At 65.7% G+C, this 21,087-nt stretch carries 22 protein-coding genes and 1 CRISPR repeat array; of the genes, 10 read left to right on the top strand and 12 right to left on the bottom strand.

Going from position 1 to position 21,087, the window contains the following annotated elements; translation table 11 throughout:
* Positions 1-87: 87 nt before the first annotated feature.
* Complete coding sequence (gene groES, locus MP11Mi_RS01850) at positions 88-384, top strand: co-chaperone GroES (RefSeq protein WP_237002402.1); 297 nt, start codon at positions 88-90, stop codon at positions 382-384.
* A 71-nt stretch (positions 385-455) separates the two neighbouring features.
* Here groES and MP11Mi_RS01845 read toward each other — a convergent pair whose 3' ends face one another.
* Complete coding sequence (locus MP11Mi_RS01845; protein ID WP_420041980.1) at positions 456-704, bottom strand: WhiB family transcriptional regulator; 249 nt, start codon at positions 702-704, stop codon at positions 456-458.
* 486 nt (positions 705-1,190) lie between these two features.
* Between MP11Mi_RS01845 and MP11Mi_RS01840 the strand changes: the two genes are divergently transcribed.
* The 3 genes from MP11Mi_RS01840 (at position 1,191) to MP11Mi_RS01830 (ending at position 3,539) form a co-directional block, all read left to right on the top strand.
* Positions 1,191-2,009: a hypothetical protein gene (locus MP11Mi_RS01840; protein ID WP_420040626.1), complete on the top strand. Its 819-nt coding sequence runs from the start codon at positions 1,191-1,193 to the stop codon at positions 2,007-2,009.
* Positions 2,010-2,130: 121 nt separating this feature from the next.
* Complete coding sequence (locus MP11Mi_RS01835; protein WP_420040625.1) at positions 2,131-2,706, top strand: sigma-70 family RNA polymerase sigma factor; 576 nt, start codon at positions 2,131-2,133, stop codon at positions 2,704-2,706.
* On the top strand, positions 2,703-3,539 hold the full coding sequence (locus MP11Mi_RS01830; RefSeq protein ID WP_420040624.1) for an anti-sigma-D factor RsdA: 837 nt from the start codon (positions 2,703-2,705) through the stop codon (positions 3,537-3,539). Before MP11Mi_RS01835 ends, MP11Mi_RS01830 begins: the two co-directional genes overlap by 4 nt.
* A gap of 32 nt (positions 3,540-3,571) precedes the next feature.
* Here MP11Mi_RS01830 and MP11Mi_RS01825 read toward each other — a convergent pair whose 3' ends face one another.
* The gene (locus MP11Mi_RS01825) at positions 3,572-4,000 is read right to left on the bottom strand and encodes a DUF5319 domain-containing protein (RefSeq protein WP_420041979.1); all 429 of its coding nucleotides are present in this window, start codon (positions 3,998-4,000) and stop codon (positions 3,572-3,574) included.
* A 26-nt stretch (positions 4,001-4,026) separates the two neighbouring features.
* Here MP11Mi_RS01825 and guaB point away from each other — a divergent pair, with 26 nt between their 5' ends.
* From guaB to MP11Mi_RS01805, 4 genes are all read left to right on the top strand, one after another.
* The gene (gene guaB / locus MP11Mi_RS01820; RefSeq protein WP_420040623.1) at positions 4,027-5,538 is read left to right on the top strand and encodes an IMP dehydrogenase; all 1,512 of its coding nucleotides are present in this window, start codon (positions 4,027-4,029) and stop codon (positions 5,536-5,538) included.
* Positions 5,539-5,619: 81 nt separating this feature from the next.
* A complete protein-coding gene (locus MP11Mi_RS01815; RefSeq protein WP_420040622.1) occupies positions 5,620-6,786 on the top strand; it encodes a GuaB3 family IMP dehydrogenase-related protein in 1,167 nt (388 codons plus the stop codon).
* Positions 6,787-6,848: 62 nt separating this feature from the next.
* Positions 6,849-8,579: a GMC family oxidoreductase gene (locus MP11Mi_RS01810; RefSeq protein ID WP_420040621.1), complete on the top strand. Its 1,731-nt coding sequence runs from the start codon at positions 6,849-6,851 to the stop codon at positions 8,577-8,579.
* A gap of 74 nt (positions 8,580-8,653) precedes the next feature.
* Positions 8,654-8,995: a DUF1801 domain-containing protein gene (locus tag MP11Mi_RS01805; RefSeq protein ID WP_420040620.1), complete on the top strand. Its 342-nt coding sequence runs from the start codon at positions 8,654-8,656 to the stop codon at positions 8,993-8,995.
* A gap of 82 nt (positions 8,996-9,077) precedes the next feature.
* On the opposite strand, the gene epsC is transcribed toward MP11Mi_RS01805, so the two are convergent.
* The 5 genes from epsC to MP11Mi_RS01780 form a co-directional block, all read right to left on the bottom strand.
* The gene (gene epsC, locus MP11Mi_RS01800; RefSeq protein ID WP_420040619.1) at positions 9,078-9,656 is read right to left on the bottom strand and encodes a serine O-acetyltransferase EpsC; all 579 of its coding nucleotides are present in this window, start codon (positions 9,654-9,656) and stop codon (positions 9,078-9,080) included.
* The gene (gene cysK / locus MP11Mi_RS01795; protein WP_420040618.1) at positions 9,656-10,594 is read right to left on the bottom strand and encodes a cysteine synthase A; all 939 of its coding nucleotides are present in this window, start codon (positions 10,592-10,594) and stop codon (positions 9,656-9,658) included. The genes epsC and cysK overlap by 1 nt, the downstream gene beginning before the upstream one ends.
* A 299-nt stretch (positions 10,595-10,893) precedes the next feature.
* Positions 10,894-11,490 carry an energy-coupling factor transporter transmembrane component T family protein gene (locus tag MP11Mi_RS01790; RefSeq protein WP_420040617.1) on the bottom strand — a complete coding sequence of 199 codons (597 nt, stop codon included), beginning with the start codon at positions 11,488-11,490 and terminating at the stop codon, positions 10,894-10,896.
* Positions 11,487-12,173, bottom strand: coding sequence for an energy-coupling factor ABC transporter ATP-binding protein (locus MP11Mi_RS01785; RefSeq protein WP_420040616.1), 687 nt, complete (start codon positions 12,171-12,173; stop codon positions 11,487-11,489). The genes MP11Mi_RS01790 and MP11Mi_RS01785 overlap by 4 nt, the downstream gene beginning before the upstream one ends.
* Complete coding sequence (locus MP11Mi_RS01780; protein ID WP_420040615.1) at positions 12,166-12,765, bottom strand: biotin transporter BioY; 600 nt, start codon at positions 12,763-12,765, stop codon at positions 12,166-12,168. The genes MP11Mi_RS01785 and MP11Mi_RS01780 overlap by 8 nt, the downstream gene beginning before the upstream one ends.
* Positions 12,766-12,884: 119 nt before the next feature.
* Here MP11Mi_RS01780 and MP11Mi_RS01775 point away from each other — a divergent pair, with 119 nt between their 5' ends.
* Both MP11Mi_RS01775 and MP11Mi_RS01770 read left to right on the top strand, forming a co-directional pair.
* Positions 12,885-13,385, top strand: a complete 501-nt coding sequence (locus tag MP11Mi_RS01775; protein WP_420040614.1) for a hypothetical protein — start codon at positions 12,885-12,887, stop codon at positions 13,383-13,385.
* A gap of 548 nt (positions 13,386-13,933) precedes the next feature.
* The gene (locus MP11Mi_RS01770) at positions 13,934-14,080 is read left to right on the top strand and encodes a hypothetical protein (protein ID WP_420040613.1); all 147 of its coding nucleotides are present in this window, start codon (positions 13,934-13,936) and stop codon (positions 14,078-14,080) included.
* A gap of 87 nt (positions 14,081-14,167) precedes the next feature.
* Positions 14,168-17,186: direct repeats of the CRISPR family, unit length 29 nt; unit sequence GGGGCCATCCCCGCTCGCGCGGGGAGCAC.
* A 114-nt stretch (positions 17,187-17,300) separates the two neighbouring features.
* On the opposite strand, the gene cas2e is transcribed toward MP11Mi_RS01770, so the two are convergent.
* From cas2e to cas7e, 5 genes are read right to left on the bottom strand one after another with little or no spacing between them, the layout of a single operon-like run.
* Positions 17,301-17,624: a type I-E CRISPR-associated endoribonuclease Cas2e gene (cas2e, locus tag MP11Mi_RS01765; protein WP_420040612.1), complete on the bottom strand. Its 324-nt coding sequence runs from the start codon at positions 17,622-17,624 to the stop codon at positions 17,301-17,303.
* Complete coding sequence (cas1e, locus tag MP11Mi_RS01760; RefSeq protein ID WP_420040611.1) at positions 17,618-18,598, bottom strand: type I-E CRISPR-associated endonuclease Cas1e; 981 nt, start codon at positions 18,596-18,598, stop codon at positions 17,618-17,620. The genes cas2e and cas1e overlap by 7 nt, the downstream gene beginning before the upstream one ends.
* A 1-nt stretch (position 18,599) precedes the next feature.
* The gene (gene cas6e / locus MP11Mi_RS01755) at positions 18,600-19,274 is read right to left on the bottom strand and encodes a type I-E CRISPR-associated protein Cas6/Cse3/CasE (RefSeq protein WP_420040610.1); all 675 of its coding nucleotides are present in this window, start codon (positions 19,272-19,274) and stop codon (positions 18,600-18,602) included.
* Entirely contained in the window at positions 19,274-19,975 is a 702-nt protein-coding gene (gene cas5e, locus MP11Mi_RS01750; protein WP_420040609.1) for a type I-E CRISPR-associated protein Cas5/CasD, read from the bottom strand. The genes cas6e and cas5e overlap by 1 nt, the downstream gene beginning before the upstream one ends.
* The gene (gene cas7e / locus MP11Mi_RS01745; RefSeq protein ID WP_420040608.1) at positions 19,972-21,087 is read right to left on the bottom strand and encodes a type I-E CRISPR-associated protein Cas7/Cse4/CasC; all 1,116 of its coding nucleotides are present in this window, start codon (positions 21,085-21,087) and stop codon (positions 19,972-19,974) included. Before cas7e ends, cas5e begins: the two co-directional genes overlap by 4 nt.

Below are 21,087 nucleotides of genomic sequence, written 5' to 3'. Positions count from 1 at the left end.
TCCCGCCGCGGCACCCGCGACGACGTGGTGGTGCGCCTTCAAGGGCCGCGAACGTTATTCAATACACGAACGAAAAGGAATGACATCGTGGCGAGCGTGAACATCAAGCCGCTTGAAGACAAGATCCTTGTCCAGACCGTGGAAGCAGAGACCACTACTGCTTCAGGCCTGGTCATCCCCGACTCGGCCAAGGAGAAGCCCTCTGAGGGCAAGGTCGTGGCAGTCGGACCGGGTCGCGTCAACGAGCAGGGCAACCGCGTCCCCGTCGACGTCGCCGAGGGCGACGTCGTCATCTACAGCAAGTACGGCGGCACCGAGATCAAGTACGCCGGCGAGGACTACCTGATCCTCTCGGCCCGCGACATCCTCGCAGTGGTCGGCTGATACACCTTCACGACGAACGACGCCCCGCCGGATTTTCCGGCGGGGCGTCGTTCTGTCGGTGGCAGGCGGGGTTAGGAGGCGCGGCCGAGTCGGCCGTGCGGTGCCCGTCGGCGGATCTGGTTTCGCTCGGACTCGGTGAGCCCGCCCCAGATGCCGTAGGGCTCGTCGACCGACAGTGCGTGTGATCGGCACTGGGCGAGGACCGGGCACTCGGCGCAGACCTGCTTGGCCTGACGCTCACGCTGGGTGCGAGCCTGACCGCGTTCGCCTTCCGGGTGGAAGAAGACTGCCGAGTCCAGTCCTCGACAGGTGCCGTGCATCTGCCAATCCCAGAAGTCGGCGTTGGGTCCGGGGAGTCGGTCGAGCGTGGTGATCAACGTAGTGCTCCTGTTTCTCGGGTAAGACGCCTCTGTGGTCTCTGTCCTCACGGTAGGACGCCGATGAAAAGTGAGTCAAAACAGTGATTCGCAGGGTTTTCCATTCGTACCGAGTCGAATTCGGTGAACGGCGGGGGTCATCGAGGCGTCCGTTTATCGACGACCTTCGTGCCGTTGCGGTGCGTGCGAGCGAGCCCGAGAAATGGCCTCTGAACTGGCCTGTAATGGCGGCGACGCACAGGCGGTGTGGGGTTCGCGTCCTGGTCGGAGTTCAGGAGAATGGGCAGCCGGAGGCGTGCGCAAGATGAATGATAAGCAAATGGGTGGTAACCATCAGTGGCTCGAAATCATCGAAATCTCACTTGCAGTTACGTGAAGTTAATCAAACTGACCTAGATGTTCAAACATGAAAGGCGGGAAATGGACGCGATGAGTTCCCCGTTGTGGTCGAGTGCCCCGTGGTGGCCGCAATCGTCGGCGTCGACCCCGCACGGTATCGACGCGTGGGCCGCGGCAGTCGACCTCGGTGCGAGCGGATACGGAGCGGCCGCCCGGTCGGCTCTCGCCACGCTCGCATGTGAGACCACCGATCCAAGGATGGCGTCGCTCGCACACTCCACGCGGGCCTCTCTCGTCCGACAGGCGGGCGGGCACGGCGTGGCGCGCATCGACGACGGGCGGGCCTGCCGTCTGGTGGCCGGTGTGGCACGTGACGTCGGCGACGAGTGGGCGTTCGCGGCGTGGATCGACGGACTGGTTGGCCTCGCGGCGGACGGACTCGGTGTCGGCGACTTCGGCGCGTCCCGCGCATTGTTGGCGCGCGCTGGAGATCTCCTAGCCGAACGGGAGGGCCGCGCGGGGGCATGGATCACCGATGGGCGGGTCCGCCTTCGGCACGCCTGGGTTCAGACAGAGTTCGCACTCTTCTCTGGTGACACGCCCGGGGCCGTCGCGCCACGAGAACGGGCGCTTCGGCTCGCCGCCGACGCGCCGTCGCCCAGGCATGTCGTCAAGACCGACCTCATCGCGGCAGCCGTCGTCGCAGCGAACGGAGATGCCCGAACGGCGGCGTCCATCGCCGCCGACTGTGAGAACACCTGCACCACCTGGGGCTTGCTGCCGTTGCAGTGGGCGGCCGGGACGATGCTCTCGGGGATCGGCCCCGATCCGGCGGCGGCCGCACGGCGAGCTGCGAATTCGGCTGACCGACTGGCCGCGCGCGGCATGCCGGTCACTCCGGCGGCATGAGCGGTCGCCGGGGATCGATACAGTGGTCGGGTGCATCTCAGGGATTGTCCGCCAGCCGACACCGGTGTGACCCGAGACGTCCATTTTTATCAACCCGTAACACTTCGAGACTCGATTGACGATGAAACTGACAGGTGATGCGTTGGGCCAGGCGGTCCGCGCGGCCGCTGACGGCGACCGCGAAGCGCTCAGCTCAGTGCTCGAAAGTGTGCGGGAACCAGTCCTGCGTTACTGCCGCGCACGGATGGGTGCCGGTGAACGGCACCTGTTCTCCGCCGACGATGTGGCTCAGGAGGTGTTGATGGCTGTGATGACGGCGTTGCCCCGGTACCAGGACCAGGGGCGGCCATTCATGGCTTTCGTGTACGGCATCGCCTCACACAAAGTGGCGGACGCGATGCGTTCGGCGTCGCGGATCAAGGCCGACCCGGTCGATGAGATCCCCGAGACCGTCGACTTCGCGAACGGACCCGAACAGTCCGCTCTGGACGCCGATGCCGGCCGACAGATGCGTCAGCTCCTGGAACAGTTGCCGGAGAAGCAGCGCGAGATCCTGGTGTTGCGTCTCGTCGTCGGCCTGTCGGCCGAAGAGACCGCCGACATGGTCGATTCGAGCCCGGGCGCGGTCCGCGTCGCACAGCACCGCGCACTCACGAAACTCAAGAAGATCGTCACCGGGGGAGGTGGGCGTCGATGAACCGCAAGCGTGATCAGCACGACTGGCATGACGGTGAACCCGTCGATCTCGGCGCGGTCGGCAACGACGACGCGTTCATCAATGATCTGGCGGCGGGACGTCCGACGCCGGTCTCCGATGACACGGAGTACCAGCTCGCCGCGATGATCACCGCGTGGCGTACCGATGCGCTCAGCGCTCCGATCCCCGCAGAGCCGACGATTGGCCAGGTCGACGCGGCCATTGCTGTGCAGACCGGCCGCGGTTCGATGTCGCGCCGTCTACGCATCGTGTCGGGCGCCGCCGCGATCCTCGCCGTCTTCGGCGCGGGTCTGATGGTGCTGTCTGAGGGTGCCGAACCGGGCGACCCCCTGTGGAGTGTCAAGCAGGTCGTGTTCTCCGAACAAGCCAAGCAGACGCAGGCCCGAGTGAACGTCGAGGACAACCTCGACTCCGCGAAGGCGGCCTACGAAGCTGGCGACGAGAAGATGGGGCGCACCTACATTGCGCGCGCCGAGTTGGAGCTCGGTCCGGTCGGTGACGCCGCCAAGATCGCCGAGCTCCGCAATCGGATCGCCGACTTGCGCCAGGAAGAGGATCCGACGTCCGAAGACGACGATCGCGCTACCGTCCTCGAGTCGCAGACGACCGAGCCCACGGAGCCGACCGACACCGATGAGACGACGTCGCCATCGCCGAGCGATGACCCGAGCGATTCGTCGACCGAGCCGACGAGTCCATCGAGCCCGTCCACTTCGCCATCGAAGCCGACGACCCGGCCGTCAGATACGACATCTCCGCAGCCGTCTCCCCGCCCGACGAGTCCCGCCTCCACGAGCGTCGAGGTCAAGTAGCCCGCTCGCCGATCGGATGCGAGTTGCGAGGTCTACAGCCGGGGTTCGTTGTAGCGGAACACTGCGTCGGCGTAGCCGCGGCAGTAGTCCCACGTGACGTAATCCTCGGGATGCGGGTCCACAGCGGGCTCGTGCGGTCGGACGCTGCCGTCACGCAGGAGTTGATTCAGGTTGGCGCGAAGCATGTCCCAGTCGTGGAAGTGGTCTTCGCGGCAGTCTTCGCAGACCACGACGAGGCCGAGGATTCCGCGGGGCGCGAGTAGACGCTCGTACACGTCGAGGTCGGCCAGATCCTCTTGGACGGCTTCGCGTTCCCCGTCGTCCAACGGAATGCCCGGATCGAGTTCCTCGAGCGCCGCTGCAGGGTCGCTCGGATCATCGGCGAACGGGTCCGGCGGAAGTCCGGGAAATTGGTCATGCACGTCTCCACCGTAGCCGATGAAAGACCCCGAATGCTGCATCATCTGATACTCGGTACGATGGTCAGATGACGCGCGTGAGCACTGGTGGAGACAACCCGAGCAAAGTTGCGATGTTGGGCCTGACTTTCGACGATGTGCTGCTGTTGCCGGCTGCGTCGGACATCGTCCCGAACGCTGTGAGTACCGAGTCGAAGCTGACTCGCGAGATCACCCTTCGCGTGCCCCTCGTCTCATCCGCAATGGACACTGTGACCGAAGCTCGCATGGCGATCGCCATGGCCCGGGCAGGCGGAATGGGCGTCCTGCACCGCAACCTGTCGATCGAGGCGCAAGCCGCAGCCGTCGAGACCGTCAAGCGGTCGGAGGCCGGCATGGTGACCAACCCGGTCACCGCGCTGCCGACGGACACGCTCGCCGAGGTCGACGCGAAGTGTGCACGCTATCGGATCTCGGGTCTGCCCGTCGTCGACGCGGCAGGCGATCTGGTCGGCATCATCACGAACCGCGACATGCGGTTCGAGGTCGACCAAAACCGTCCGGTCTCCGAGGTGATGACGAAGGCTCCGCTGATCACCGCGCAGGAGGGCGTCTCCGCGGAGGCCGCCCTCGGTCTGCTGCGTCGCCACAAGATTGAGAAGTTGCCGATCGTGGACGGTGCGGGTCGCCTCACCGGTCTGATCACGGTCAAAGACTTCGTGAAGACCGAGCAGCACCCGTACGCCACGAAAGACCACGACGGTCGCCTGCTGGTCGGCGCGGCTGTCGGTGCAGGCGACGAAGCGCGTTCGCGGGCGATGGCCCTCGCCGACGCGGGCGTCGACGTGCTGGTCGTCGACAGTGCGCACGGCCATTCGCGGGGCGTGCTGGAGATGATCGCGAAGTTGAAGGCCGAGTTCGGTGGCCGCGTGCAGTTGGTCGGCGGCAACATCGCCACGCGTGAGGGCGCGCAGGCGTTGATCGACGCCGGTGTGGACGCGGTCAAGGTCGGTGTCGGCCCGGGCTCGATCTGCACGACGCGTGTGGTCGCCGGTGTCGGCGCTCCGCAGATCACCGCGATCCTCGAAGCGACTGCGGCCGCGAAGCCCGCCGGTGTCCCGGTGATCGCCGACGGAGGCCTTCAGTACTCCGGTGATGTCGCGAAGGCGCTCGCCGCAGGCGCGTCGACCGCGATGCTCGGTTCGCTGCTGGCCGGTACCGCAGAGTCGCCGGGAGAGCTGATCTTGGTGAACGGCAAACAGTTCAAGAGCTACCGCGGCATGGGTTCACTCGGTGCGATGCAGGGTCGCGGCCAGGGCAAGTCGTACTCGAAGGACCGCTACTTCCAGGATGACGTGCTCGCCGAAGACAAGTTGGTTCCCGAGGGCATCGAAGGACGCGTCCCGTTCCGCGGACCGCTCAGTCAGGTGATCCACCAGCTCGACGGCGGGCTTCGCGCCGCGATGGGCTACACCGGGGCGACGACGATCGAGGAACTGCAGGACGCTCAGTTCGTGCAGATCACGGCGGCCGGGCTCAAAGAGTCGCACCCGCACGACATCACTCTGACGGCCGAAGCGCCGAACTACTACACGCGTTAGCCGACCGGCCGGTGGCCCGACTCCGTTCGCTGTTCGGCACTTGTCGACGGCGTGATCAATTCCCTAAGAAAGGGCGCAAAGTTGCGTGACCTCGTCGAGTTCGGCATGGGCCGGACGGCTCGTCGTACCTATGAGTTGGAAGACATCTCGATCGTCCCGTCCCGTCGGACGAGGTCGTCGAAGAATGTGTCGACCGCGTGGCAGATCGACGCCTACCGGTTCGAGTCGCCGATCCTGAACCACCCGACAGATGCTCTCGGCTCGCCGGAGTCAGTCATCGAAATGGGGCGTCTCGGTGCGCTCGGCGTACTCAACGGGGAAGGGCTGTGGGCCCGCCACGAGAACCCCGATGAGAAGATCGCTGAACTCGTCGACATCGCCGAGAACGATCCGGATCCTGCGGCAGCCGTCCGGCACCTGCAGAAGTTGCATGCGGCGCCGGTCAACCCGGACCTGTTGGCTCAGGTCGTTCGACAGGTCCGTGATGCGGGCGTGACGACGGCGGTGCGGGTCAGCCCGCAGAACGCTCCCGATCTGGCGCCGGGCATCATCGCCGCAGGCGCGGAACTGCTTGTCGTCCACGGCACGATCATCTCGGCCGAGCATGTCATCCTGGTGGACCGCGGTTCGGACGACGGTCTCGTCGCCGAGCCGTTGAACTTGAAGACCTTCATCTCCGATCTCGACATCCCGGTGATCGCGGGAGCCGTCCACGACCACCGCACCGCCCTGCATTTGATGCGGACGGGTGCGGCAGGTGTCATCGTCGGCTACGGTTCGGCCGAAGGCGCGACGACTACCGGTGAGGTGCTCGGAATCGGTGTCCCGATGGCGACCGCGATCGCCGACGCCGCCGCTGCTCGCCGTGACTACCTCGACGAGACGGGCGGGCGCTACGTCCACGTTATCGCCGACGGCGACATCCACATGTCGGGCGATCTCGCGAAGGCGATCGCCTGTGGCGCAGACGCTGCCGTGCTCGGTACGCCGCTGGCGTCTGCCGCGTCGGCCCCGGGGCGCGGCTGGTACTGGCCGTCGGCTGCCGCGCATCCGAGCACTCCGCGTGGAGCGCTGCTCCAGGTTGCCGAAGAGTCTGAGCGTGCGTCGCTCGACGTCGTCCTCAACGGTCCGTCCGACGACCCGGACGGTCTCCTGAACTTCGTCGGCGGCCTCCGCCGTTCGATGGCGAAGGCGGGCTACTCCGACCTCAAGGAATTCCAGAAGGTCGGCCTGTCAGTCCGCGGCTGAGGTCTCGACTTAGCCCATACTTACTATCGCGACTGTGACAATCGTCATTAGTATGTTCGCTTATGGAGCAGACTGATTTCGACGTTCTCATCATCGGGTCCGGCTTCGGCGGCAGCGTCAGTGCGCTGCGGCTGGTCGAGAAGGGCTACCGCGTCGGCGTGATTGAGGCCGGTCGACGGTTCGAGGACGATCAGTTCGCCAAGACGAGCTGGCGGCTCAACAAGTTCGTGTGGGCGCCGAAGCTTGGCCTGATGGGCATCCAGCGGGTGCACATTCTCAAAGACGTGATGATCCTGGCCGGCGCGGGCGTCGGCGGCGGTTCGCTGAACTACGCGAACACGCTGTACAAGCCGCCGACACCGTTCTTCACCGACCCGCAGTGGAATCACGTCACCGACTGGGAAGCCGAGCTCACCCCGCACTACGAGCAGGCCCGGCGCATGCTGGGGGTCGTCACGAATCCGACCGTCACGAACTCGGACCGCATCATGAAAGAAGTGGCCGACGATATGGGCGTCGGCGACACCTTCGGTCCGACACCGGTCGGCGTCTTCTTCGGGGCGAAGACCGGCGGAGACGGGGCGCCCGGCGAACGGGTCGCCGATCCGTACTTCGGGGGAGCGGGCCCCGAACGCACCGCCTGCACTGAATGCGGCGCCTGCATGACCGGATGCCGTGTCGGAGCGAAGAACACACTGCTTAAGAACTACCTCGGGCTCGCCGAGCGGAACGGTGCGACGATCATCGACCGGACCACCGTCGACCGTCTGGAACGGCGCCCGGACGAGTCGTGGGTCGTGTCGACGCACGGTTCGTCGTCGTGGGGGCCGTTCGGGGCGCGCCGTCGCCAGTTCACGGCTGGCCAGGTGATCGTCGCCGCGGGCACCTTCAACACGCAGAAGATCATGCACCGCGCGAAGCAGTCCACGCTGCCGGACGTCTCGGACGCGATGGGCGTCCTGACACGCACCAACTCGGAATCGATCCTCGGTGCGCAGGCGAAGTCGTACGACGCGAGTCGTGACTTCTCGGAAGGCGTGGCGATTACGTCGTCATTCCATCCGACGTCGAACACGCACATCGAGCCGGTCCGCTACGGCAAGGGCAGTAACGCGATGGCTTACCTGCAGACGATGCTCACCGACGGCGGCAGCATCGCGAATCGCTTCGGTCAGTTGGTGAAACAGATCGTGAAAGATCCGTTCGGGCTGGTGCGTCTGCTGTTCGTCCGGAAGTGGAGTCAGCGGACCGTCATCGCTCTCGTCATGCAGAACAACAACAACTCGCTCACGACGTTCGTGCGCAAGCGCGGCCCGTTCAAATACGTGACGAGCAGGCAGGGCATCGGCGAGCCGAACCCGACGTGGATCCCGGAGGGCAACGAGGCGACCCGGCGCCTCGCCGACAAACTGCCGGGCGGTCTGGCCGGCGGTACGTGGGGCGATATCGCCAACATGCCGCTCACCGCCCACTACCTCGGTGGATGTGTGATCTCCGATGATCCGGCCACTGGTGTCATCGACCCGTACCACCGGGTGTGGAACTATCCGACGCTCCACATCACCGACGGTGCCGCCATCACGGCGAACCTCGGCGTCAACCCGTCGCTGTCGATCTCGGCGCAGGCCGAGCGCGCAATGTCGTTCTGGCCGAACAAAGGTGAGGAGGACGCGCGCCCGGCCCAGGGCGTCGACTACCGTCGACTCGACCCGATCGCTCCGAACTCGCCGGTCGTGCCGGAGGGGGCTCCCGGTGCGCTTCGCTTGTCGATCACTCCGGTGACGAAAGCCTAGACCTTCACTCGGATCCCCTTCGGTTGTCGTACCTTTAGCAGTCAACCAGGTTGGCGCTCACCTATATTGGCCGAGTGAGCGGAGAGTGGCGTGAACAGCGCGTAGACCACATCGCATCGTTGATCCGGCGGGCCGAACCGGACGTCGTCGAAGAGGTCAAGTGGCGTAAGCCGTCGAATCCCGATGGAGTGCCGACGTTCTCGTGCGGCGGCCTGATCTGCACGGTCGAGACGTACCGGGACAAGGTGAAGGTGACGTTCGCGAAGGGTGCGTCGCTGCCCGATCCGGCGAAGGTGTTCAACGCGAGTCTCACTGCCGGGACGCGGCGCGCGGTGGACGTGAAAGAGAGCGACGTGCTCGCCGACGACGCATTCGTCGAGTTGATTCGTGCCGCAGTGTCGCTGAATCAGGGTTAGTCGGGCACAACTCTCACAATATTGGCCGTAAACCGCCGAATCCGCGGTTCGGTGTCCATATACGGGAGAGTTGTGCCCGGCCTCAGATGTAGAGGGCCGGATCGGCGTACGGATCGGTCGTCGATGCTCCGGGCTTGGACGTCGCGGCGAGGCCGACGGCGACGTGTCCGGCTTCGACGTCGCGCACCACGACAGCGTTGGCACCGACTTTGGCATCGTCGCCGAGGACGATCGGGCCGAGCACTTTGGCACCGGCGCCGATGAGGACTCGGTCGCCGACGGTGGGGTGGCGTTTGCCTTTGTTCATGCTGACTCCGCCGAGGGTGGAGCCGTGGAACATGACGACGTCTTCACCGATCACGGTGGTTTCGCCGATGACGACGCCCATCCCGTGGTCGATGAACATGCGTCGTCCGATGGTGGCGGCGGGGTGGATCTCGATGCCGGTGATGAACCGGGCGAACTGGGAGAGCAGCCGTGCGGGCAGGCGGAGCAGACCGCCTGCGTTCCACATCCGGTGTGACACTCGATGGATCCAGAGTGCGTGGACACCGGGGTACGCGAGCGCGATCTCGATGATCGAGCGCGCTGCGGGATCCCGCTCCTGAGCGACGAGCAGGTCTTCGCGCAGGTCGCTCAGGAGGCGGGACAGTGAGGACATCAGTCGACCAGGCCTTCGAAGAGAGCGGTAGACAGGTAGCGCTCGCCGAAGTCGGGGAGGATCACGACGATGGTCTTGCCGGCGAACTCGGGGCGCTTGGCGACCTGCACTGCGGCGGACAGCGCGGCGCCGGAGGAGATGCCGACGAGTAGCCCTTCTTCGGTTGCGGCGCGACGCGCCCACTTGAGCGACTCGTCGATGTTGATGTCGATGACTTCGTCGTAGACGTCACGGTCGAGGACGTCGGGGACGAAGTTGGCGCCGAGGCCCTGGATCTTGTGGGGGCCGGGCTTGCCGCCGTTGAGGATCGGCGACTCTTCAGGCTCGACAGCGAAGATCTTCACTTCGGGCTTGCGGGACTTGATGACCTGGCCGATGCCGGTGATGGTGCCACCGGTTCCGATGCCGGAGACCACGGCGTCGACGCCGCCGTCGGTGTCGGCCCAGATCTCTTCGGCGGTGGTCTTGCGGTGGATTTCGGCGTTGGCCGGGTTGGCGAACTGGCGGGCGAGGACGGCGCCGGGACGCTCGGCGGCGACCTTCTCGGCGGCGTTGACGGCACCGGCCATGCCTTCTGCGGGCGGGGTCAAGATGAGTTCGGCTCCGAAGGCGCGGAGCAGTGCGCGACGTTCTTTCGACATCGATTCGGGCATTGTCAGGACGACGTTGTACCCGCGGGCCGCGCCGACCATGGCGAGGGCGATTCCGGTATTGCCGCTGGTGGCTTCGACGACGGTGCCGCCTGCGGGGAGTTCACCGGATGCCTCGGCGGCGTCGATGATGGCGACGCCGATGCGGTCCTTCACTGAATTGGTGGGGTTGTAGTACTCGAGCTTGGCGAGGACGGTGGCCTCGGCACCGTCGGTGATGCGGTTGAGGCGGACTAGCGGGGTGCGGCCGATGAGGGCGGTTGCATCGTCGAATACGTTGGCAGACATGGCAACTCCTAAGTTGCTGAGGAACTGATGACGGGGTGGCGAGAAGGGGATCTCGCGGGAGTTGAGGGGCTTGTGAGCGCCGGGCGTGACACGTCGATGAGTCGACGGGGCATTGCTGGAGGCCGGGCGCTCTACCGACAGTGGTCGGTGAGCAGGTGAACCGTGTGTGCGAAGAGAGCGAGGGACAGGCGACGGCTGTGGTCCACCGTGTCCTCCTCGTGATCGTCGGTCCGTTGGCTGATCAGACAGCCGTCATTTAGTCTAATCCTGTCTGTCGGTCCCGTGCAGCCGTGACCCCACTAGTCCAACCCGCGTGCCGCCAATGTCTCGGCGAATCCGTCGGCGGTGTCCAAGGTCGCGAGGATTGCGGGCGCGAATAGGACGCGTGGTCCCGGTCGTAGACCGCGTGCGCGGCGCGCTTCGTCGACCTGGTTGAACACTTCGGCGATGAGCGGGATGCTGCGGATGGTCAGCGCGAATGTCATGGCGATGAGGTCGGTGCGGACGCCGACTCGTGCGAGTGGCGACATCGCCCAGGTGAGCGCGGCCAACATGTCGGCGGTCCGGGTGGTGAGGGTGACGACGGCGGCCAGGCAGACGGAGGCGAGGAGAATGGAACAGACGACGAGGGCGTTGCGCCAGTCGGACAGGATCCATTGCAGGACGAAAAGTGCGAGGAGAATCCAGACGACGCCGCGTATCTGCGCCCACACCAGCCGGATCGGCAACCAGGCGAGTGCGAACGATACGAGCGCCGCCCCGACGGCGATTCCGGCCGCCATCGGTGTGCGGACGACGAATGTCATGGTGATGATCGATGCTGCGAGCAGGAGAAACTTGAGGCCGGCGGGCAGTCGGTGAAGCACGGATCGTCCGGGGACGTAGACGCCGATCACGCCATGGCCCGCCGGTAGAACGCCAACGCCGGGCCGGGTTCGTCATCGGCGACGACTCGGCCGTCGTCGATGACGAGCACGCGGTCGTAGTCGGTGAGGAACTCCAGGTCGTGCGACAGGACGACCAACTGTTCGCTCAGGCCGGCGAATGTCTCGCGCAGCATCAGCGAGTTTCGCAGGTCGAGCATCGTGGTCGGTTCGTCGGCGACGAGGATCGACGGTCCGAGAACCATTACTGACGCCAATGCCAGCAACTGTTTCTGCCCGCCGGACAGTTGGTGTGCGGGCTGGTCGGCGTGTCCGTCGAGCCCGAACTCCGACAGCACCGAGAGCGCTCGGGTCTTCCGTTCGGTCTTGTCTTTGATGGTCCGGGACAGCGACAGTTCGATGTCTTCGGCGACGGTCGGCATGATGATCTGTCGGTCGGGGTCGCTGAAGATGAAGCCGACGTCGCGTCGGACGGCGCGCTTGTTTTTGCGGACGTCGAGTCCGTTGACGGTGACGGCACCGCGGTCGGGGATGATCAAGCCGTTGATCATGCGGGCCAACGTCGACTTCCCTGAGCCGTTGGCGCCGACGATGCCGATCCGCCGCTGTGTCAGTTCTAGGGCGATGTCGTGCAGGACGCGACGGTCGCCGAAACTGTGGGCGACGTCGTCGAAAATGATCGACGTGTCATGCATGTTTGCGGAAACGCAGCGGGTTGATGAGCCCGGGTCGCCCGCGGTGGACGGGTGCGGCGATGAGGGCGGCGACGACGGCTTTGATCAGGTCACCGATGACGAATGAGCCGTTGGTGGCGAGTGCCGCGCCGACGGTCATGTCGGCCTTGATCATGAAGCCGATGGTGCCGCATGCGTAGAGCACGGCCATGCCGCCGATGAGGTTGATGACGATGCCGAGAACGATGTTGTACTTGGGCATCATCATCGCCGTGAGCACGCCGATCACGATGACGGCGGGGAGGAAGCCGATAAAGAATCCGGCGGTCGGCGCACTCAACGAGACGAGCCCGGTGCGCCCGCCCGACAGGATCGGCAGGCCTGCGATCGCCAGGACCATGAAGATGACGACGGCGAGCGTGCCCTTCTTCGGACCGAGGACTGCGCCTGCCAGCATGACGCCCAAGCTTTGCAGCGTGATGGGGACGCCCGCGGACAGGTTGATCTGACCCGGCAGGCCGAGCACGGCGATGAGCGCTGCGAACACGGCGGCCTGCGTCAGGTCGGTGAGCGAGAGCGCCCACGGTCGGGCGGTGGTGGAGGCGTTGGTCACCTGGACATCGTAGTTGTGGATCACACAGAGAAGGAATCGCGGGGATCGAGCAGGGCGGGGCCATCCCGCACGCGCGAAGAGCACCGCACCGCACCGCAGGCTACGAACCGGTCAAGGACATGAGCCTGACCGACCCGCTCGGCTGGGCCGCAGCGATTGGCCTCGCGCTCACCAACCGTGAGATCGCGGACGACGCGACCAACCCGATCAATTTCGCACTGAAGGCGTGGAACACCGGCGATGCGGTGAACCGATTCGGCACCCCGCACACTGACTACGGCGTCAAGAAGGTGTTGGGCGGCAAGACCGCGATCGAGCACTCGGCATTTCACCTGAACTGCGGGGGCGCCCGAAAGTCCAACCCAGAAACGACGACGCCCCGCCACACCAAAAGACGTGGCGGGGGCACCGTGCTGTGTCAATTAGTACGCGATCGAGTTCAAGAACGCAGTGATGTCGCTGATCGCGTGTGGCAAGCCCGGAATCGAGTTGATCCAAGTGCCGATGAGCCCGATGGGGTCGATGATCATTTGGTAGGGTTCCGTCCCGTTTGTGATGTTTCGTGGTGCACTTCGCCGGCGGATGAACCGCCGTTACGTTGCGGCGACCAACCTGACTAGGCTGGTCGGGCCGCTGTTGCGTCTCGGGAGTCTTAGGCTTTGTTTAAGAACCGCAGCACGTCGCCGATGCCTTGCCACACGGTGTTGAACTGGTCTGACCACGGCTGGGAGTTGAGCCAGACCGAGAACTGGGCGACAGGATCAAGAATCATGCGAGTAACCTTCGTTTTGTTCCTTTACGTCCGGTACTTCGCCAGCGGATGAACCGCCGTTACATTGCCGCACATGAGATTTGTTGATCGGCTTCGCTCGATGCCGTCGCGTCTGCCGGAGCACCTAGGACACATTCTCCTGGTTGTGCTGGATAGGGCCATCCCCGCTCGCGCGGGGAGCACCCCGTCCCATCCGGCGACGTCGACCCAACCCCAGGGCCATCCCAGCTCGCGCGGGGAGCACCAGGGCTTGAACAGGGTGACCGGTGCTGTGAGGGGACCATCCCCGCTCGCGCGGGGAGCACTCAACAAATCTCATGTGCGGCAATGTAACGGCGGTTCATCCGCTGGCGACGTACCGGACGTAATATCAAACAAATCGGAGGTACCTCACAAATGGTCCAGGACCCACTTACTCAGCTCGGCGCATGGCTTGGAACTCAGCCGTGGTGGTCTGCAGTACTCGACGGCATGAACTCGTTTGCCCATTTCGTGAATCCGCTGCTGCCTCCCGGCTACCCGCCGCTGATGGCGACGAACTGAGCCAGGCGCAAACAGCGGCCCGACCAACCTCAGAACGGTTGGTCGGGCCCGCTGCTTTGCGACGGGGTTACCGCCGTGCGCCCCAGTAGGGCCATCCCCGCTCGCGCGGGGAGCACAACGCGAACGGGATCGCCGCGCTGCAGCAGATCGGGCCATCCCCGCTCGCGCGGGGAGCACCCACCCCGACTGCCGACCGCCAAGGAGAAGACGGGGCCATCCCCGCTCGCGCGGGGAGCACTTGATTGTTGCTCCGGTCCGAACCGGATCCTCGGGGCCATCCCCGCTCGCGCGGGGAGCACCTCGCACACCAACCGGATCGTCGACACCAACTCAGGGCCATCCCCGCTCGCGCGGGGAGCACCGACTCGGACTCTACGACGGCACCTGGGAGGCGGGGCCATCCCCGCTCGCGCGGGGAGCACCTCATGCTGCACCTTCGATCTGTTTCACTTCGGCGGGCCATCCCCGCTCGCGCGGGGAGCACGTCGGCCATCCGGTCGCCTACTGGTCGGACCCGGGGCCATCCCCGCTCGCGCGGGGAGCACTAGGTTGCATGGTTTTGGTCAGGCATTTCCTTGGGGCCATCCCCGCTCGCGCGGGGAGCACCAGCCCTCGTCGATCACGTTGAGGTCGGATTGGGGGCCATCCCCGCTCGCGCGGGGAGCACTACGCGGGCAACGACGGGCAGGATCTCGAGTCGGGGCCATCCCCGCTCGCGCGGGGAGCACCGCTGACGGGTTGACCCGATTCGCTGACGGCGGGGGCCATCCCCGCTCGCGCGGGGAGCACACGGAATGTCCACGCCACGCTCAAGCGTGATAGGGGCCATCCCCGCTCGCGCGGGGAGCACGTCCACACGGCCGAGGCGACGGCCTTAATCGCGGGGCCATCCCCGCTCGCGCGGGGAGCACCATTGTGCCATTCCTATTCGTGTGTGTTTCCAGGGGCCATCCCCGCTCGCGCGGGGAGCACGTGGCGATAGGTTCTATGGCTACCAGACCTTTGGGGCCATCCCCGCTCGCGCGGGGAGCACCAGGGCCGCGCGAGATTTAAACACATCGGGCGGGGGCCATCCCCGCTCGCGCGGGGAGCACGCCCGAGTCTGGCCGTTCTTAAGGTTGACAACCGGGCCATCCCCGCTCGCGCGGGGAGCACTCGGGGGTGTATGCGGACGTGACGAGCATGAGCGGGCCATCCCCGCTCGCGCGGGGAGCACGACGTTGGCGGCGGGTATATCCACCGAGGCTAGGGGCCATCCCCGCTCGCGCGGGGAGCACCGATCCGTGAGGGTGAGCCGATCCTGGAGCCACGGGCCATCCCCGCTCGCGCGGGGAGCACGGCCTGACGAACATGCGGACGGGCATGCAGTCGGGGCCATCCCCGCTCGCGCGGGGAGCACCCATCCCAATGTGATCCATGTCACATCATCCTTGGGCCATCCCCGCTCGCGCGGGGAGCACATCGTCAAGCGCGGCGCACGCGTCAACCCGACGGGGCCATCCCCGCTCGCGCGGGGAGCACTCTCTCAACCATCTTGCCGCGCGACTGGAAGCGGGGCCATCCCCGCTCGCGCGGGGAGCACGGGCTACCCTCCGCCCAGAAGGGACCTGAGTGGGGGCCATCCCCGCTCGCGCGGGGAGCACCAGGCGGGTATTCGCGCGGATCGGCGCGAGCGAGGGCCATCCCCGCTCGCGCGGGGAGCACCTTGCCCGTAGCGTCGGCACGAGAGCCGACGCGGGCCATCCCCGCTCGCGCGGGGAGCACCCGTGCGCGCCCGCGAGATGCGTCGACAAATGCGGGCCATCCCCGCTCGCGCGGGGAGCACATCCATGTCAGCGGGTTCGCCAGCAGCGCTGAGGGGCCATCCCCGCTCGCGCGGGGAGCACGCCCGCGCACAGTCGTCGACCCCGCAGGTGCTGGGGCCATCCCCGCTCGCGCGGGGAGCACCCGTCGTCGCCCGATAGTGGTCGCAAGAAGATGGGGCCATCCCCGCTCGCGCGGGGAGCACGCAATGCAGGAGGACGTCAACCAGGGCGGCGCGGGGCCATCCCCGCTCGCGCGGGGAGCACTACGCAGTCCGGGGCGTCATCGGGGGCCGGTGGGGGCCATCCCCGCTCGCGCGGGGAGCACCCCACCGACGCCACGCGCGAGTTGCGTCTCGCGGGGCCATCCCCGCTCGCGCGGGGAGCACCTGGACAACGCCAACTACAGCAACGTCCGCGAGGGGCCATCCCCGCTCGCGCGGGGAGCACCTTGCGTTTGCAGCGGTGTTAGACGGAGCCAGGGGGCCATCCCCGCTCGCGCGGGGAGCACCGCGTACCTGGGTCTCATCGGTCGCGGTGCTCAGGGCCATCCCCGCTCGCGCGGGGAGCACTGGGACGTATCCGGCAGACCTACCGGCGGCACGGGGCCATCCCCGCTCGCGCGGGGAGCACTTCGCCGGGGATCGCTTTGCGTAGTTGCACATAGGGCCATCCCCGCTCGCGCGGGGAGCACACCTGATCAGCGAGCCACGGCCAGAGTTCCTGAGGGCCATCCCCGCTCGCGCGGGGAGCACGTGATCACGCCGTCGTATGGCCCAGCTGCACCGGGGCCATCCCCGCTCGCGCGGGGAGCACGTCCGCGACTCAGTAATGCGTCGGGGTTGCCTGGGGCCATCCCCGCTTGCGCGGGGAGCACACTGACGGTAGCGAAGTCCTCGCGGGCTTCGTGGGGCCATCCCCGCTCGCGCGGGGAGCACACGACCTTGCGTCCCGGCTTCTTCCGCAGATGGGGGCCATCCCCGCTCGCGCGGGGAGCACCTGGCCGTCTACACCGCCGCGGTCGACGACATCGGGCCATCCCCGCTCGCGCGGGGAGCACCTGATCCCCGGCCCTCACGAGGGGCTGCTCGAGGGGCCATCCCCGCTCGCGCGGGGAGCACCATCGGCCGTCGTCCCCGGTGCCGGCTACCAGGGGGCCATCCCCGCTCGCGCGGGGAGCACTGCGTGAGTCGGTCGTAGATGTCGGCGGCAGCGGGGCCATCCCCGCTCGCGCGGGGAGCACCCTTGGCGATACCCGCTGCCGAGTGCTGCAGCGGGGCCATCCCCGCTCGCGCGGGGAGCACACTTCTTGACCTGGTCAAATACTAGTGTGAAGGCGATTCTAGGATGACTTTGCCTTCTGTCTACGACGGAATTCGCCGTTGGCGACTGGAAGCTTGGACGTCAGCGGTGATTGGTCACCTCCTGCGTTTTCGGCGCTGCGCAGCTGCGCTCCACCCCTTCTTGACACGGCCGCGCGTTGTCGCGTTGTCGCTTGGCCGGCGCATCAGAGTCTCCCACTCGTGCCGATGAACCTTGAACGCGAGCCGTTGCTCGCCGTCGCTGTTATGGATCATGATCGCCTTGCCGTGATCAACGTACTCGACGATCTGGGTCCACAGTCGGTCGCGAACTCGTGCCGGCACATGGCCGACATACACTCCGGCACTGACTTCGAGGAGCCAACGAGTCAGATGCCCTCGCAGCTTTGCTGGGCAATTCGTCAGAACGACGACTACCACGGGACTTCCACATCGTCAGGGGCGAAGTTGGTCCCGCCGACCACATTGCCCTGCTTGTCGTCCCACAGTTCGATCACATCCGCGTAGTCCTCGTCGGTTTCGCTGCGCTGGTCGTCAGGAACGAGAAGGTGGTAAATGTCGCGCACACAGCGCGTCAGAATTGCGCCCGACTTCACCGCGTCCCGCACTGCGCGACGGGTGATGCCGCCGACATCGTCGTCGGGCAAATCCTCCCGCTCGATCGTCTCGGCGACGTCGAACGCGACCGGAATGGTGATGTCAGCCTTGTACAGATCAGCGACGTCGTACACGAAGGACCGATCGTGTCCGGTGTGGACGAAGCCTAGCCCCGGACTGCATCCGAGGGCGACGACAACGGAATGGACGACGCCGTACAGGCAGGAATGCGCAGCCGACAGAGCTTGATTGACGACGTCGGATCCGGCGAAGTCGTTCGGATCGTAGTCTCGACGATTCCACTCGATCCCGGTGCGAGCAGAGTGCTCGCGATATAGGCCACGCACCCGCGCACCCTCCCGCCCGCGCAATTGCTGCATCGAACAGTCGGCGACATCCTCGCCAGGGAATCGCATCTCATACATGGCCCTCGCGACGGCTACCCGTGCCCGCGAGTTCGACACCGCGCGGGCCTGTGCATCAAGGAGCCGCGACGTCCGGCCGAGCGGTCTGCCGTGCGCGTAATAACGGACACCTCGCTCCCCGACCCACACCGCCGTCGACCCGCTGTCGGCCAAAAGCAGCATCGCCTGGTGAGTGACACGCGTCCCCGGCCCTAAAAGCAACGCTCCGAGCGAGGCCGCCGGAATATGAATCACCCCGGCACCGTCGGTCGCGGTGATCGCACTGTCGTCGCGCCCGATCGTCGCCCGTTCGACATAGACGAAGGAGAGGCGGTCCTGCACGCGCACCAGTTCACTCGGACGAGCGGGCCGGACGCCCGGTATCTCCTTCATGTCACGACACCGGCAACAGGGTGAGCAATCCGCACCCGTACCCTTTAGCCCGGCCGATCCCATGCGTCAACGCGCGACGGAGCAGATCAGTGTCGGACACCTGTAGGCGCCCTTCGTACGTCGCAGTGACCAGTGTGACCCGACCCGATCCGCGGCGGAACACCGCAGTGTCCCGCTCAGTGAGAACAAGCTCGCTGCGATGTTCGTCGATGTCGTCGCCGACGCTCGAAGTGATGCGAAACCCGTTTGGCTCGGTGCGATCAGTGAACCATTGCCGTTGGAAGTCGGCGGTCACATGTCCGACAATCTGCTTGCGGCTTTGCGGCCCAACCGTCGCGCGGTGGGTCGGGTTCGCGGAGAGCCGGAAAACATACTCTTGGCCGTCACTCAACGACGCGAGAAACTGTGTGTAATCCCTTGTAGCCCAAGCCGAACCGGTCGACCATCCGGCCTGATCATTGATGTGTGCGAGACACGGTTCAGCAGGGCTGACAATCAGCAGTTCCACTGCCTCCCCGTGTCGGTCGATCCGCCACAAGACGCGACCGTCGGCCGACTCGGTGGTTGTTCCCGGCGGGAACGCCGACATGACCGCGGCATGCATCGCATGCCGGTTGCCGAGCAGTCTCATCCCGCCCCGACTCCGCCGGTTGAGCGCGATACGCGACATGTACATCAGCTGCCTCCCAGTGCCGCGAGCCAGTCCTTGTGCGATTGCGGACGCCTGGAGTCTGGATTGTCCACTTCGACAACTTCGTGGACGACATCTCGCCACTCATACTGACGGTGCTCGGGATCGAAGCTGATCGGCAGATCGCGAATCGTCTCCGCGGCGAGCTCTCGGTCTCCGGCATCACGCACTATCGGGAGTCGGACAGAAGCGCCCTGCAGTCGACGGTGCCGCACGCTCGCAATCCACTCGGCGCCGCGCAATGCGTCCGCGACTGTGACATCGACGATTCGGCCGAAAACCGGTCCGGCAGGAGGGAAAGCCCGCCGCCCGAGATACAACGGAAAGGTCGGTGTCCGGAGTGCTTCGGCGACACCTTCCAATAGCTCACGAGGCCCACCCACGGCGGCAACGAACTTCGCATCGGCCAGGTAGTACCTGTTCGTCAACGATTTCGCCTTGCGGGTACGCCAGTCGATCTCGGTCTGGAAGTCGCGTTCGAGGTGCCCAGCCTGGTCAGTGCGGACGCCGAACGTGAGGGCTGCGAGGTCTTCGATCGGATCGGTCCGCCGACGGCCCAGTGCTGCAGCGAGAAGCCCGACCACGCCGCTCTTCGTCGGCTCCGAGCGGGTCTGACGTTGAGTGAACCGACTCGAGTCGCCCCACGACTGGTGCGGAGCGGAGAGATCGATGAGCAGGGTGCTCACTGCCCGCCTCCGACTCGATTGCGAGTCTCGTCGCCGAGAGCTGTCACGAGTTCGGTGACATTCATAGAGTCGGCGAAGCCTGCGAGTTTCGTCACCGTCTTCGTGCACACCGCGTACGACGAGTCGGGTGTCGCATCGAATTTTGTGTACACGGAGTTCGCCTCGTCGATTAACGCGTCGATCGACATCGCAGTCAGCCCCTTGGTCGGCTCGACAGCTTCCTCGAACGCCGCCGCGAAGTTGATCGGCTGGTCGGTCCGGACCGTCGCGAGAATGAACGACGGAAGCGTCTTGTTGGCGAACGTGTTTCGCTTACCCGTCGGCATAGAGCCGATGAACGACGTCGCGAACGCCTCCACACCACGGGCCGTCGCCTCTGCGTCTCCGAGATTTTTCTCGAGCAGCGACACGTTGACGGTCGCGTAGCGGTACAAGGTTGCCGTATTGAACTCGACCGTGCCGATCATGCCCGCGCCGGCGTTATCGTCCGACTGCTTGTCGTCGACGGCGGTGAAATAGTCGAACTCGGGCACGACGGTGTGCGTGCCGATCGCGTGCGCGACCTGCGCCGCAGCGTCGACGTTCAAGTCGGGGGCGTCAGCGATCATCCGGCCGAACAGTGCGAGATCGATCGAATTGCCTCTGGTTAGAACGAGTTTGGCCGCCTTCTTGTCGATCTTCTCGGCGTCGTTGACAGCGAGGGCGGCCAGTGCGTCGATCTGCGGGTTGCTGAGGAACAGAAGTGCTCCGGTCTTCATGTATTCGGACTGGTCTTCGTCGCCCTTGCGTGGCTTCACGGGATCGACTTTGATTCCGGTCGCCTTCAGTACCTCAGTGGCTCGCTGTTCAGCTTCCTTCCTGTCGAGCCCGGGAACCAAAGCCGCCATACGTTCGACGATCTGGTCGACCATCCGCAAGGTGCGGACACCGAGCGCTGACTCGTCGAGGTGGTCGGCGAAGTCGTGGCGCATGGCTCGCTTCCACGCTTGGCTAGATACGCGGGCCCGCCGGGTGCCGCCGAACACAGTGGATTTGGGGCTGCCGTCCTCGTCCCGATTGATGTTGGCGGGCGGAACGGCTTGTATCGCGTGGAAGTCGATGAACAAAGACAT

The sequence above is a fragment of the Gordonia abscondita genome, assembly GCF_032711245.1.
Taxonomy (GTDB): Bacteria; Actinomycetota; Actinomycetes; order Mycobacteriales; family Mycobacteriaceae; genus Gordonia.
Note: the sequence above shows the minus strand (reverse complement) of the source record. Positions and strands in the feature narration are given on the sequence as shown.